The sequence below is a fragment of the Pedobacter changchengzhani genome (assembly GCF_004354365.1).
Classification (GTDB): Bacteria; Bacteroidota; Bacteroidia; order Sphingobacteriales; family Sphingobacteriaceae; genus Pedobacter; species Pedobacter changchengzhani.
In genome coordinates this window covers 47,338-61,243 of the sequence record NZ_SJCY01000002.1, presented here as the reverse complement: position 1 = coordinate 61,243, position 13,906 = coordinate 47,338, and the positions used below count along the sequence as shown (strand labels likewise).

Annotated in this window: 17 protein-coding genes and 1 tRNA gene; 3 read left to right on the top strand and 15 right to left on the bottom strand. The window is 33.7% G+C overall.

The genetic code is table 11. From position 1 onward, the window contains the following. Positions 1-57: 57 nt before the first annotated feature. The 12 genes from EZJ43_RS03080 to EZJ43_RS03025 form a co-directional block, all read right to left on the bottom strand. Positions 58-3,321 (bottom strand): UvrD-helicase domain-containing protein, encoded by a 3,264-nt coding sequence (locus EZJ43_RS03080; protein WP_133261210.1) that lies wholly within the window; start codon positions 3,319-3,321, stop codon positions 58-60. Between the two features lie 32 nt (positions 3,322-3,353). Then, positions 3,354-4,058 (bottom strand): transposase, encoded by a 705-nt coding sequence (locus tag EZJ43_RS03075; protein WP_133261209.1) that lies wholly within the window; start codon positions 4,056-4,058, stop codon positions 3,354-3,356. A gap of 53 nt (positions 4,059-4,111) precedes the next feature. Continuing rightward, on the bottom strand, positions 4,112-4,609 hold the full coding sequence (locus EZJ43_RS03070; RefSeq protein ID WP_133261208.1) for a YqiA/YcfP family alpha/beta fold hydrolase: 498 nt from the start codon (positions 4,607-4,609) through the stop codon (positions 4,112-4,114). Continuing rightward, complete coding sequence (locus tag EZJ43_RS17315; protein WP_207924557.1) at positions 4,606-5,451, bottom strand: DUF6508 domain-containing protein; 846 nt, start codon at positions 5,449-5,451, stop codon at positions 4,606-4,608. Before EZJ43_RS17315 ends, EZJ43_RS03070 begins: the two co-directional genes overlap by 4 nt. Before the next feature lie 11 nt (positions 5,452-5,462). Next, the gene (locus EZJ43_RS03060; RefSeq protein ID WP_133261207.1) at positions 5,463-5,669 is read right to left on the bottom strand and encodes a hypothetical protein; all 207 of its coding nucleotides are present in this window, start codon (positions 5,667-5,669) and stop codon (positions 5,463-5,465) included. Between the two features lie 11 nt (positions 5,670-5,680). Then, positions 5,681-5,974, bottom strand: coding sequence for a hypothetical protein (locus EZJ43_RS03055; protein ID WP_133261206.1), 294 nt, complete (start codon positions 5,972-5,974; stop codon positions 5,681-5,683). Then, positions 5,961-6,287: an HIRAN domain-containing protein gene (locus EZJ43_RS03050; RefSeq protein ID WP_133261205.1), complete on the bottom strand. Its 327-nt coding sequence runs from the start codon at positions 6,285-6,287 to the stop codon at positions 5,961-5,963. Before EZJ43_RS03050 ends, EZJ43_RS03055 begins: the two co-directional genes overlap by 14 nt. A 58-nt stretch (positions 6,288-6,345) precedes the next feature. Beyond that, a complete protein-coding gene (locus EZJ43_RS03045; RefSeq protein ID WP_133261204.1) occupies positions 6,346-7,359 on the bottom strand; it encodes a helix-turn-helix transcriptional regulator in 1,014 nt (337 codons plus the stop codon). 11 nt (positions 7,360-7,370) lie between these two features. Next, entirely contained in the window at positions 7,371-7,709 is a 339-nt protein-coding gene (locus EZJ43_RS03040; protein WP_133261203.1) for a HepT-like ribonuclease domain-containing protein, read from the bottom strand. Then, positions 7,702-8,031 carry a nucleotidyltransferase family protein gene (locus EZJ43_RS03035; protein ID WP_165953078.1) on the bottom strand — a complete coding sequence of 110 codons (330 nt, stop codon included), beginning with the start codon at positions 8,029-8,031 and terminating at the stop codon, positions 7,702-7,704. Before EZJ43_RS03035 ends, EZJ43_RS03040 begins: the two co-directional genes overlap by 8 nt. A gap of 59 nt (positions 8,032-8,090) precedes the next feature. Beyond that, the gene (locus EZJ43_RS03030; RefSeq protein WP_133261201.1) at positions 8,091-8,891 is read right to left on the bottom strand and encodes a tRNA threonylcarbamoyladenosine dehydratase; all 801 of its coding nucleotides are present in this window, start codon (positions 8,889-8,891) and stop codon (positions 8,091-8,093) included. 70 nt (positions 8,892-8,961) lie between these two features. After that, on the bottom strand, positions 8,962-9,621 hold the full coding sequence (locus EZJ43_RS03025) for a TatD family hydrolase (RefSeq protein WP_133261200.1): 660 nt from the start codon (positions 9,619-9,621) through the stop codon (positions 8,962-8,964). Between the two features lie 110 nt (positions 9,622-9,731). Between EZJ43_RS03025 and EZJ43_RS03020 the strand changes: the two genes are divergently transcribed. Further along, positions 9,732-10,259: a thioredoxin family protein gene (locus EZJ43_RS03020; protein ID WP_133261199.1), complete on the top strand. Its 528-nt coding sequence runs from the start codon at positions 9,732-9,734 to the stop codon at positions 10,257-10,259. A 33-nt stretch (positions 10,260-10,292) separates the two neighbouring features. Here EZJ43_RS03020 and EZJ43_RS03015 read toward each other — a convergent pair whose 3' ends face one another. Together EZJ43_RS03015 and EZJ43_RS03010 are read right to left on the bottom strand one after the other, a co-directional pair. Further along, positions 10,293-10,493 carry a hypothetical protein gene (locus EZJ43_RS03015; RefSeq protein WP_133261198.1) on the bottom strand — a complete coding sequence of 67 codons (201 nt, stop codon included), beginning with the start codon at positions 10,491-10,493 and terminating at the stop codon, positions 10,293-10,295. Between the two features lie 149 nt (positions 10,494-10,642). Beyond that, complete coding sequence (locus EZJ43_RS03010; RefSeq protein ID WP_133261197.1) at positions 10,643-12,349, bottom strand: glycoside hydrolase family 3 protein; 1,707 nt, start codon at positions 12,347-12,349, stop codon at positions 10,643-10,645. 311 nt (positions 12,350-12,660) lie between these two features. Between EZJ43_RS03010 and EZJ43_RS03005 the strand changes: the two genes are divergently transcribed. Both EZJ43_RS03005 and EZJ43_RS17025 read left to right on the top strand, forming a co-directional pair. Next, positions 12,661-13,281, top strand: a complete 621-nt coding sequence (locus tag EZJ43_RS03005) for a porin family protein (protein ID WP_133261196.1) — start codon at positions 12,661-12,663, stop codon at positions 13,279-13,281. Between the two features lie 129 nt (positions 13,282-13,410). Beyond that, entirely contained in the window at positions 13,411-13,584 is a 174-nt protein-coding gene (locus EZJ43_RS17025; RefSeq protein ID WP_165953077.1) for a hypothetical protein, read from the top strand. A 171-nt stretch (positions 13,585-13,755) separates the two neighbouring features. Here the strand turns inward: EZJ43_RS17025 and EZJ43_RS03000 are convergent. Then, positions 13,756-13,840, bottom strand: a tRNA-Ser gene (locus EZJ43_RS03000). Between the last annotated feature and the right edge of the window lie 66 nt (positions 13,841-13,906).

Here is a 13,906-nt window from a genome sequence, read left to right as displayed (position 1 = left end):
TCGAGTTTAACTATTTCAAAAAAAGACTGCTTCGTGCCTCGCAGTGACGAGTGTACTTTAAACTACCTTCAATTTCCCCAAACTTGCATAAAACAAATAAGGTTTAACATGCTCATAACCCATTGCCTCAATTAAATTTTTGTAATTGGTAATTTGTGCCACATGGCTCTGGCTCTCTTCTGCGGTAAACTTATAATCGATAATAGAAACCTGTTTGCCATTTACCACCAATTTATCCGGGCGATACATTTTTCCATCAGTGCCGATAATTGATCGTTCGTTAAGTTGATTTGCATTTTGACTTAACAACGCATTCAATTCTGGGTGCGCTAAAACTTCCGATACTTGTTTGATGTAATCTGCTTTTTCATCCTCACTTATTAAGCCTTCCAAAATCAGTTTGTCAACTTCATTTTCAATTTCCTCAATGTTATTAATCTCCGCTAAAATTAAATGTAAGTTGCTCCCTTTTATGCCAGATTTAGTAATGTTATCGATATATTTTTGTGGTCGGTTTTCAGTTTCTTCGTAAACTTCTTCTAATCGGTTTGTGGTTGGATAAGAAAGTAAATTTAATCCATCATAACTGTCTATCCCATCGCTTTTAGCAGAGAACTGGCCGATTACAACTTCATCCGCGTTTTCAAAATCTTCTGAATATGCATTAAAAACCGCATCGCCAACATGAGTAAGTGAAGGTTTTTTCTTGCCAGCAAACGAAATATAAATGTAATCTTTCGCTCTTGTAGTGGCTACATACAAGCTATTCAATGCATCCATGTAATTCATCAAAAGCTCTTCCAAATAATATTTAGTTACACTAGAACCTTTCAACTGACTGGTAAATTGTAATGGAATGCTTTGTAAATCGGCATAAGGCGTTCCCTCCATCGGCACCCAAAAAGCGTTGTTAGATTTTCCACCCAAAGCCCAATCGCAAAATGGAATAAAAACTGCCCTAAAAGCTAAACCTTTCGATTTATGAATCGTCATAACCTGTATCGCATTCGCGGTTTCTGGCGATGGCAAATTCTTGTTATGCCCTTCTTCTTCCCACCATTTTAAAAACGCAGAAATTCCTTTTTCGCCCTGTCGGGATGATTTATTGGTTAAATCTCTAAAAGCCAATAGATAGGGTAAAAACGGATTGATATTGTTTTTTTCATAAATATCTAAACCAAAAGCAGTAATTATTTTTTCTATTAATTCTGAAACTGGTAAAGCCATCCAACCTTTGTGATGGATGCAAAAATCTAACGGTAAAACAGTATGTAAATTTTCGATAGGCGTATCTTTCAAAGCGAAGTAGTTATCGCCATTGAGCTCTTTCTCATGTAGTTGAGCATATAAAGCAATGCAATTTGCCTTATATAAAGCAGAATTTGCCGGACTAACAATTAGCAATTTTAGCACATTTACAATCAATTTAATTGCCGTACTGCTCGCAATTTTTAAGGCTTCGCCTGATATAACATCCAAACCGCCCGCCATTAAAGCATTTACCACTTCTGATGCCTCAGCATTTGACCTCACCAAAACGCCAATTTCACGTTGTTGATAGCCTTTTTCCTTGAGTAAAAGTTTAACCTCTTGAAGCATTTCTAATAACGAAGCTTCTTTTTTATTTTCAGGTTCGCTATCCGTTAAATTGGTTTGTACAATTCCATCAATTTTGGGCATTGGTTTGTCAAACTCAATTTTTTTAATTTTTATAATGCCACCTTTTACTGTATTTGGGTGCGTGTTCTGACTTACGCCTTCGTAAATTTTATTAATGATATCGCCGTATTGGTTTTTCGTATCATTCCAAAAATTGTTTAAACCTTCATCATCGGCAGGTATTTGGTCATTAATTTTTTCTTGTAATTGCACAGCCAATTTTTGATATAATTGGTTGTTAAAATTGATGATTTCTTCCGTGCTTCGGTAATTTTCTAATAATTGATCATCGATAACATTATCTTCTTTTAATTCGGCTTTTGCTTTTTGGTGGAGTAATTTATAATCACCATCTCGCCAACGGTAAATAGATTGTTTGGCATCGCCAACAATTAAATGATCGTGTAATTTGCCGTTATGCGTGGCAATGGCATTGCCAACAAGGGCTTTAAAACTATCCCATTGGTTGGCTGAAGTATCTTGAAATTCATCAAACAAGAAGTTTCGGTATTTATTACCCATTTTTTCCCAAATGAAAGATGGGTTTTCTCCTGCATCTTCTGCAATGCCATTAAGTAATTTTTGCGCATCACTGATTAAAAGTGTTTCGTTTTCCTCTCTATATTCGGTTAATAAAACAGCAATTTCTTGCATCAAACGTAAAAAATAACCGTTTTTAATAAAGGCTTTGGCTAAGATATATTCGCCAATACCATTGGTATAAAGTTTGGCGATGCTCAATAAAATAGGATTAACATCGTTAAATAGTTCGTTTACTTTTCCTTTCGGGAACCAATTCTCTTCATCATCAACTAATTTTAAAACCGTATCTACATATTTGAAATCGCCATTTACAATGTTTTTAAATTTTAATAGGGGAGACCGACTTTTACCTTTAAAATCGTCGGCACTAAAGCCACTCACTTCAATAATTTCGAAAGCGGTTTCTGCTAATTCTTTCAACTCGGTTTCAAATTTTTTAATCAAATTTTTAGAAAAGTCGATATATTTTTTAAAAACTGCATCTGTATTTTCAGTCCCGAAACTCGCAATAGCGATTTCAAAATCTTTAAATTGATCTTTAAAAACCTCGCCCACTAGTTTTAAAAGTTCGTTGTTGTAATTCCACGATAAATTATTGCTAATCCTATCCAAAGCCAACTCCACAACCCATTGCAATAAATTTTCTTTCTCATCGAGGAGTTTCTCAAGCTTTGTAGTTAATTCTTGTTTTACCTTATCATGATTCATTTCTAGGCTATAACCACTATCCAAACCCAACTCAAAAGCAAAGCCTCTAATTACTTTTTGCACAAAACCATCAATTGTACTCACCGAAAACCGACTGTAATCGTGCAATATCTTACGGTAAATTATATCTGCTTTTTGTTTCAGGCTTTCAGCATCTAATTGCGGATGTGATTTTAACACCAACATCCGATAGTCATCGATTTTTTTAGATTCATCGCCTGTGGCAAAGCCGAGCAAAACCTGTAAAATTCGGGTTTTCATCTCTTCGGTTGCTTTGTTGGTAAAGGTTACCGCTAAAATTTCGCGGTATTTATTATCGCCACTAAAAAGCAAAGTGAGGTAGTGTGCCGTTAAACTAAAAGTTTTACCAGAGCCAGCAGAAGCTTGAAGAATTTTTACAGGTTTGAGCATGATTTAGTATTTAGATGCGGTTATCATTGATGTTAAGAGTGGAATTTATCCTTGCCCCAATTTAACGCATTGTTTTGAATATATTGCGAGATATTTTGATATGCCTTTTCATCTCGAATAATGTTTTCATAATAATTACGTTGCCATAAATTTTTGATCCCCAAATTTTTGCTGACTAGTTTGGTAACGCCAATTTTAAAACCACGCACAATTGAACCAATTGTTTTCGACGTGCCACGTACGGGCGAAACATCTTTCGCCCCCTTTTGCGAAACATCTTTCGCCCCCTTTTGCGAAACATCTTTCGCCCCCTTTTGCGAAACATCTTTCGCCCCCTTTTGCGAAACATCTTTTGCTTCGATATTTTGCATATCTTTTGCTTCGATATTTGTAACATCTCTCTCCTCAATATTCGAATTTTCTTCCGTTTGATTTTGAAAACCATTGAAATTATTTTCGGGCAAATGATGATTTGCCCCTACGATTTCTATGATGCCGTGTAAATGATTCGGCATTACGGTGAATTCATGTAATTCAACATTTGGAAAATGCTCGGGTATTGCAAACCAACATAACTCTACAAATTCTCCTGCCTTATTCAATTCCATTTCGCCATCAATTATGCTACCGAACCTGCAAATTCTATCCTGACAGCATATTGTTATAAAATATAAACCTTCTTTCGAATAATCATATCCCTTCAACCTAATTGAACGTCTGTCGAATTTTTTGATCATGTTTTGGAAATATTACATATTTATTTAAAGTTAGCAGAATTAAATCACGAGATCTACTCCCTACCCACCACATCAAAAAAACTAGCTAATTCTGTTTCGAAATTTGCAATTGGAATTTGATGCCCAACGTTATTTAGTAAATGTGTTGAATATTCAAAATCAGCATCTAAATTCTTCTCTAAGAAAACTAAATTATCATTTGCCTTAATAACATCATCTTTCTTACCCAAAACCACCTGTAAATATTTTTCTCGTTTTGGTAGGTTTTGAGGAATATTTTGAATAATACTTGAATATGGCAATGCCGGATTAAAGATTAAACATGGCGTATTATAAGCCAAAGAAATGTAATATCCAGCCAAGCCACCGGCGCTATTACCAATTACCACATCAATTTTTTTATCTTGAAATTGCGCAACTAAACTATCGAATATATTTTCTGACGAACGATAATCTATTTGAGGGCCAAAAACGACACCGTATTTTGATAGTGCAGTTCTTTTTTCTTCGGATAAGGAGCCATCTAGGCCGTGTAGGTAGAGGATGTTCATTTTAGTAGTTTAAATTTTGTTAAAGCTAAATCTATTCTATAAATCTCCAATTTTATAAGATGTTTCTTAGTAAGATTAATGCCCCACTCTGGTTTACTCTTTAGGTTTTCACCTTCATAAGTTCTAAAAACAAATAGTCCATTATTAATATCTAAATCAAGAGAGGGTATCAGGTAAACATGTGGTTGTAAAGCTTCGAAATAGATTATTAAACAAATGAACAATCCATCCCTAAGAAAAAATTTTTCTGTCTTAGTTAAAAAAACATAACTTGTCGTTTTTAACCTAACTGATTTAACCTGAATTTCTAAATATTTATTTTCTGACTTAGCGATAAAATCAATACCACGATCATCTAACTCTGTTTGAAAAACTTGAAGCCCATTTTTAAGTAGTTCCATTTTTGCATAATACTCTGAAAACTTGCCCAATTCTAGCGTACTTAAGGTTTCCCAATAATGGTTTTTCTTTTGGAGAAGGTTGATAATTGAAATGAAAATTATTTCTAAAATTCCTTTTTTCTCAGCGGAAGCTATTGCACCTTCAGTGTTTTTCTCTACACAAAATAGACTAAATAAATATTTCAAATAGAAATCTAAATCTTTATCTACAAGATTTTCTTTTTCTAATTTATTTGCGTCAGTCTCAAATACCCATTCCGAATAATTAAAATCTTTTAAGTCAGGTAAATTATAAATGTGCAAAAGGATATCGTTCAATTCTTTTGAATAATTGAATCCTTCATAAATAAGAATATTTTCTCTTACATTATTTCCTAAATTAAAAGATGCACCATCGGCTTTTTCGAAGTATTTATTTATTTTAATTGTAAGTTCTTCCATAATTTCAATTCTTAATAAACATTTAATAAATAAAAATGATGTAGAGACAACACAGCTTTAATCTCATCATCTTCATCAATTAAAATTGCGGTGTGATCTCTAACATCCAAACGACAATTTATAAAAATTCTACCGTTAACATTTTTGTGAAGAGAAACTTCACCTCCAAGCTCTTGCTCATTAGGGTTTAATCGATAGCAAATAAATTTTTGATACATAATTTTATTTTTTAATTCTCTAACTCCTCTTCCTCCAACCCATTTACATTCATAATTTCCTTTCTTTTATCATCAATAAAATCATACAAACAATAAAGTAACCTAACATTATAATCGCTCAGTTTTCTAAAGTCCTCATATTTGAAAGTCATATCGTCATTTTCATCAAACTGATCGTTCAGCTCCGCAAGTTCGCCACTCATTGCCAAATTTATAATAACCGTTTCTAATTCCTTTACGGTTTCCCCTAATACAGCAATACTATTTTTTAAATGATGCTGATAAATTTCCTTATTGGTTTTCATCGCCATTGACCAAAAATGCTACTACTCTAATTTGTGCCTCAGGATGTGTTGTTCCATCTACCATCTGTATTCTCATATCAATACAGTTTAACCCAACTTTTAAAAGCTTGTAAAAAATTTGATTTTCGTTGCGGGGTATAAAACCCAATTTGAACTTGTTGTAATAAATAGCTACGGCTCGTTTATCATAACCATTGTTTTCTTCTAGTTTTAAAGAAAGTTTTTCGCCAATTTTTAAATCTTGAAAACACATTACACCTTCGTAATAAGTAAAGCCTGCGATGTTAAAGTTCCCTAAATGTTCTCGTTCCATAATTCTTAAATTTAATTTCTAGAACAATAGTAACAGTGAACGATGCAGTGTATCTGCGCTAAGAAAAATTATTTAATGCTTTAACGAGTTTTTGTTTCAAGCTTTCTCGCAAATTTATTGGGGTTAAAATAGAAATATGGTTGGCGTGGCTCATTAAAATGTTTTCGAGCTCTTGATTAACCACAATTAAATATTTGAAAATGGTGTGTTTTTCTTTTGTTTCTACCAATTGCTGACTTTGATGCAGTGGTTTCGCAATTAAATATGGCGCAAATTCATTATCAACATGTAAAACGATTTTTTCGGGGTTGTCACCAGTAAAAGTTATGCCAATGGTATCTTTAAAATAAGTATCGTTGTGGAAGTTCAAATTCTCAATAAAATTCTTATCAGTTTTAATCTCAATATTTTCTATCCTGTCAACTGCGAAAGTTTTTATTGCGTTGCTTGCTGGGTGCCAACCTAAAACGTACCAAAAATCTTGATATTCTTTTAATAAATAAGGATGAAGTTGATGGATTTTACTTGAAATATCGCCAAATTTTTGATAAGTGATTTGAACCACAAGTTTTTCGTTTATAGCATTTAACAAAGGTTTCAGAAATTCTTGTCCGTTTATGGCTTGGCTGTTTTCGAAAGCAATATTCGATTGTAATTTATCTGCAATTTGGATTTGTAATCGGCTTTCAAATCTTTCGAAAATACCATGCAAATCTTTAAAAAAATCAAACCCTTTGTATTGACCTAAAATTTTAGAAGCCAAACTAATATTTTCTACATCTAATTTACTTAGCGTTACATTTTTGATAGAGTATTTTTCATCCTCATAATAGTAACAGCCACTTTCATTTTTTATTGGTGCAAAATAACCTAAATCTGCCGATCGCATCACTTTTATATCTTGCTGAATGGTGCGTTTTGAAGGAATACTTCTACTATCACGAGGGGCAACTTCATCAGCATAATCTGCACAAGCATTAGCTAAATCCTCGCAAGTCCATTTCTTAAATCTATTTTGAAGACATAAATCTATGGTATGGTAGCGTAAAAGTGCATCGAGGTTAGCTGGCATGATAAAAGAATTTACGCTTTATTTAGCAGGTACTCTACTTCTTTCTTTAAGGTTGGGATGTTGTTAATAATGATATTCCAAATATTTTCAGGTTCAATCTCATCATAACCATGTATAATCTTATTTCTAGTGTCAACAATCCTTCTAGCGTCAGTAATGCCTAAATCAATTTTTTGCTTTAATAGTTGGTTAACAGCTTCCCCAATTAATTCTATATTTCTCTCAATGGCCTGTTGCATCATTAAATTGTCAGCGTAATTTTGAAACATTTTAGGTTCACCAATAAAAAAGTCTATCCTTTGAATTGCCAAATTGATGTCTTTAAGTAATTTATAGTGAATTTTATCCATAAATTTTAATACGAGTTTCTTTAACTTCTTGGATAAAAAATGGATTTTTTAATGCACTTTCTGATAAAATATCAATTTCTCTGCCTAAACGATCTCTTAACGCATCGTGTAAATCCCAAAATAATTCACCTTTTTCAAGAGGCTCTAAATTATCTTGAAAATTCACCAAAAAATCTACATCACTTTCGTCGTTGAACCTTTGAGAGACGGCCGAACCAAATAAATATGCGCTCGCAACCTTATGCTTTTTTAATAAGGCAATAATTTGGGGCATATATTTTTGTAAACTTGGGTGTACCATAAACAAATATACATTTTTCATCTGTTTAAACATTGCTTTCGTTATTAGTGTAATTCAAACGAAAACGAAACACATTTGATTTAGCTCTTCTTATTTTTAAGCTTCCTTTTTGCCAACGTTTTATGACTAATACGCAATGGTCTTTCGGCCATTTCGATTTTTAAACCTAATAAATCTCTAATTACAACAGATGCGCAGGCACCGCCAAACGCAGCAGGCAAATAAGAAGTTGTGCCATAAGCAGAGCGTTTAAAATTACTTCCGTCAGTCAACATCATCGAGTTTTTATCCATCTCTTCGATAGAAAACACAGCTTTAATTTTACTTGCATTTTCTAATTTATTTAAACGTTTACGTAAGTAACTGGCAAAAACACATTGGTAGGTGTCTGGTAACAAAGCAATACGCAATTTAGTAGGGTCTATTTTACCTCCAGCGCCCATCGAGCTTACAACAGGAATATTTTTTTCTAAAGCTTTAGATAACAAAGTCATTTTAGGCATTACACTATCTATGCAATCCATTAGGTAATCAAACTTCGATTCTAAGATTTCTCGGCATTTTTCGGGTGTTAAAAACGTATTGATGACATGAAGTTTTAATTCCGGATTTATCGCCAATAAACGTTCTTGCATAATTTCGGCTTTACCAACGCCGTGGTTTGTGGCTAATGCTGGCAATTGTCGGTTGCGGTTGGTTGGGTCAACTACATCGCCATCAACAATGGTAATTTCGCCAATGCCAGAGCGACAAATAAATTCGGCTGCGAATGAACCCACGCCACCCAGGCCAATTACCAAAACATGCTTGCTTTGTAGTTTTTCTATTCCATCGTTGCCAAAAAGTAAGGCAGAGCGCGAAAGCCATGTAACATTTGACATATTTACCCCCAACCCCTAAAGGGGAGTTTTTAAGTTTAACAATATATAATTCAGCCCCAATTAAGCCCCTTTAGGGGTTGAGGATTAACTTTTCCCAGTTGGCAAAAATACGTGCTTTTAGGTCATTAATAGAACACTTTCTAATTTCTGCAACTACTTGGTATATCTCCTCAATTGAATTCGTCGATTTATCTGTTTCTAAAAAGAAGTTATCCATTCCATTAATCAGCTTTGCATTTTTAAAGTTTTCTTGTAATACGGATGATCCAAATGAAAGCAAAAAGCCTTTTGCTAAGAGTTGTCTGCCTAATTCTTCATTCTTATTAAAGCCATGTAAAATCATTGGCACTTTTACAGCTAGTCTTTGTTTAATCGCTATTAGTTCATCAAATGCTTTTACACAATGCAGAATTAATGGTTTTTGGAGTTTCTCTGCGAGATTTATTTGCGCTTCTAAGATGGTAACTTGGTTTTCTATCGCTTCGCCTTTTAATTTATCTAACCCACACTCGCCAATTAACTTAACGTTTTTTTGTGCAGCTATTAAACTTAAATTATGCATCTGTAAATCTAATTTATCCACAGAAGCATACCATGGGTGCAAGCCTACAGAAATTAATTTTGTTTTAGATACACCTTGAAATTCATCATCAGTTATTGATAAACTTTCAATGCTAGTAATGCCGAGTTCTTCATTTGCATGGTGTGTGTGTAAATCTAAATAATCCATTTATTTAACAAATATAGGTTTTGTTAATATGTATTTATTCTGTAAATAATTTTGCTGCTAACTTAAAATTCAAAACCAATTATTTAAATTTACCATACACTTTATTGGTTATGAAAAAATTACTGTTATTATTTGCTGTATTGTTTATATCTGTTGCTGCGTTTTCGCAAACTAATTCAGTTGGCGTGCATATCTACAATCCTTCGGCCAATGCGCAGGCAGATATTAAAACTGCGGTTGCAAAAGCTAAAAAAGAAAAAAAACATGTTTTAATTCAAGTTGGTGGCAATTGGTGCAGTTGGTGTATTGCGTTTCACAATTTGGTGGATAGTACAGCAACGCTGAAAAAATTTATCAATGCTAATTTCGAAACAGTGCTAGTGAATTATAGTAAAGAAAATAAAAATGAGGATGTTTTAGCCTCATTAGGCTATCCACAGCGTTTTGGCTTTCCAGTTTTTTTGGTTTTAGATGGGAATGGGAAGGTGTTACACATCCAAAATTCGAGCGATTTGGAAACCGATGAAATTGGGAGCAATGGCAAAAAGAAAGTTGGACACAATGTTGAGAAAATAATCAATTTTTTAAACGGATGGACATTCAAGGCAGTAGATCCAGGTACTTATAAAATCGAGTAAAAAAAATGCCAGCTATTTTTTCTGGCATTTTACTTAATCGTTGTTTTTTTCTTCATCATCTAAGTTTAATTCGTAGGATGGTTTGGATGCTTCATCTGCTTGTTCCAGCCTATCTTTATCATACTCAATGCTGGTATCGTCGCCAGAAATTTCGTGTATGTTTCCATCATTATCTTCTCTGCGTAAAGCATCATTAGGATCTTTAGCATGCTTATCGTTTTTTTGATCTATCATAACATTTTCTTTATTGGATAATCACTTTTTTGATAAAATTGTTTTCATTTAGGCATTATATTTTAAAAGATCAATTGCCTAAATCATAATTCCAATGCAGAAAACTGAACAGTACCTTTCAATGTTTTTTTAATTGCACTAAAGTGTTTTTACATTCCATCACCATATTTAAAATTAGGCAAAACGCTTACAGGTAATTTCCCTGTCGGAATTAAACGATTATTGATTACCGCTGCGGCAGAAATCTGCATAAAATCTTCTTTTTGGTAGCCCACAATTAAGGCTTTGCTTTTTTCGAGTCCGGGTAGAATGGCTAAGTTATAAGGATTTGCGAATAATGCAAAAACAGTATTTTTAGTCGATAAATCTTTAATAAAAGCCTTTAATCCATCGTTCAAAGGGATATCGTTTGCTGGTCTCGATCTGCTATCATGAATACCAACAATCACTTGGTCAAAAGCATTAATCTCTCTGGCAATATTAGAAATTTGATTTGCTGTTGCATCTTTATCCAACACATAATAAACAGAATTGTAGTAACCTTTTGACACTTCTTTTTGGAAAACAGTAACTGATGGCACGCCAATACTAATAATTGCAGTCCTCCTAATCGGGATTAAGTTTTTTATAAACGCTTTGCCTCTCAACAACGTTACCGATGCATTTGCAAGCTCTTGTACCAGTGCGGCGCTGCTTTTTCTGTTTAAATCGGCAACGAGATTTCGGGTAACTACGGTATCTTTGTTGTTAACACTTGCCCAGTATTTAGCCGTTAATATTTTGCGTACACTTTCATCAATAACTTTCATATCAATGCGATGGTCTTTAACAGCTTTTAGTATTAAATTTATCCCCCGAGCACTGTTTTGTGAAAGTTCTAAAATGTCGTTGCCTGCAATTACAGCCATTAAATCTGCTTCACCATCCTTAAAGTATTTTACCACGCCTTTCATATCCATTGCATCAGAAACGATTAAACCTTTAAAGCCTAACTTCTTCTTTAAAATATCAGTAACAATTGGTTTTGATAATGTTGAGGGCAGGTTTGGTGTATTATCTAACGAGGGAATATTCATGTGTGCAATCATAATTCCCGATGCGCTCTGCTTAATCAGTTCTTTAAAAGGGTACATTTCCAACGTATCCAACCTCGTTGCACTAAAATTAAGTTGTGGTAAATCATAATGAGAATCCACATCAGTATCACCATGGCCAGGGAAATGTTTCAGCGTAGTTAGCAAGCCACCATCTTGCATTCCCTTCATATAAGCACCTGCTTTTAACGCAACATTGTATTTATTTTCGCCAAAAGATCTATAATTTATTACCGGATTTTTTGGGTTATTATTTACATCTGCATCGGGAGCTAAATTCATTTGCATGCCAATTCTTTTAAAATCTTTAGCAACTTCTAACCCCATTTTGTAAATCAATTCTTTGTTCTGTATTGCGCCAAGCGCCATTTGATATGGATAAGACACGGTGCTGTCTAAACGCATGCCCAATCCCCATTCTCCATCAGCAGTAATTAGCAGTGGCACTTTACTCAGTTTTTGATAGTTATTTATAAGTTGGGCTTGCCTCATTGGCCCACCTTGAAAAAAAACTACGCCACCTAAATGTTCTTTTTTAATGACCATGCCGACAGAATCTGCGTATTTTTTACCCAAATTGGTATGCGCCCTAACAAAAAACATCTGCGCAATCCGCGCTCTACGGTTTAGTTTATTAAATACCGAATCTACCCAATGAGGTTGATTGGCCAATAATTCTAAATATGTTTTTTGTTGCGCTTTAATCTCAAAAGAGAAAATACTTAAGGCAATAGTTAAAATACAGAACGAGATTTTTTTCATTTTTTAGCTAAAAATAGCCCCAAAATTAATTAAATTAAACAGTTAAATATATAATAAACGTGCAACAATCTATTTAGGAGTACATTATTCAAATTAAAATGTATTTTGTACTTATCGTTAAAGGTGTATTAAATTTAATACAGTTTTATTATTGTAGTAGGCAGTTTAAATTTGAAAATAAGCGCGTTTTAAAAAGTGTAATTAGCTATGCATTACGCTTTAAGGCCACATTTTGTCTCGGCAAACGCTGCGGTGTTAAATTCTTTGGCACATTTATTCCTTAGGGGATATTAAATCATTTTAAAATCACTATGAAAAAAATCTTCATTTTAGCAATGGGCTTGTTCGTTACAGGCGTTGCAAATGCACAATCTACTGATAAACCTATAACAGTTGGCATTAAAGCTGGCGCAAATTTTTCTAACATCATTAAAAATGATGGTAACAATAATTTTAAAACTAAATATTTAACTGGTTTTAATGCAGGTGTAACTGTCGATGTTAAAATTTTAGATGTTTTAGCGTTCACTCCAGAACTTTTATACTCAACTAAGGGTTATAAATTAGAATCAAGTTTTGGAGATTTTACACAAACTACAAGTTTTATCGAATTGCCACTTTTGGCAACGGTTAAATTAGCCGGAGGATTAAACTTAGTTGCTGGTCCGCAAGTTTCGTTTTTATTATCAACAAAAAATAAATTCGATGGTAACTTTTTACAAGCGCAGCAGACAAATGTAGAGAACGATGCAGACCGTTTTAAAAAGAGCTTGGTTGGTGGTGTAATCGGTTTTAGATACGACATTAACAACAAAGTAGGAATAAACGGACGCTATGCTTTAGATTTCCAAAAGAATAATGAAAACGGAACAAGTAACACGCCTGAATATAAAAATCAAGTGTTTCAAATTGGTTTAGGATTAAAATTCTAAACTAAAACTTTAAAAAAATATTTTGAAAGGATTGTCTAAAATCAGACAATCCTTTTTTTGTTCAAAACATTTTATCAGTTGCTAGGTTATTTAGGTAATAATATACTTTATAAACTAAATTATTGAGATATGAAAAAAGTTAAAACACCAGTGCATAATCCGGCCGACCAAGGGAATACCACTACAGATAGAGCGCACCACGATGTAGGGCAAGACAAGAAAATTAATGGAATTAGCAATGCGGGCGGACAGCGGAGCGATCAAACATCTAATAAAGATAATCAGCGAAAGAGAGGGGAGTAGAAAACCTTTTCTAAATACTTATACCATAAAAAAGCATCGATTTTTCAATAATCGATGCTTTTTTGTTAATAGATAAATAAGCTTCGCAACTTTTGCTATATTTCTTCTGGCGGTTTAGTGTTTAACAAATTTCGACAAAACCATTATAATTTTCCAAATATTTATTTAAAGCGGAGAGGGCGGGATTCGAACCCGCGGTACCTTGCAGTACACACGCTTTCCAAGCGTGCTCGATCGACCACTCTGACACCTCTCCGATAGGCAACAAAGGTATATTTTTAAGGCATAAAAAAAAATGCCCATGCTGTAAAACATAGGCATT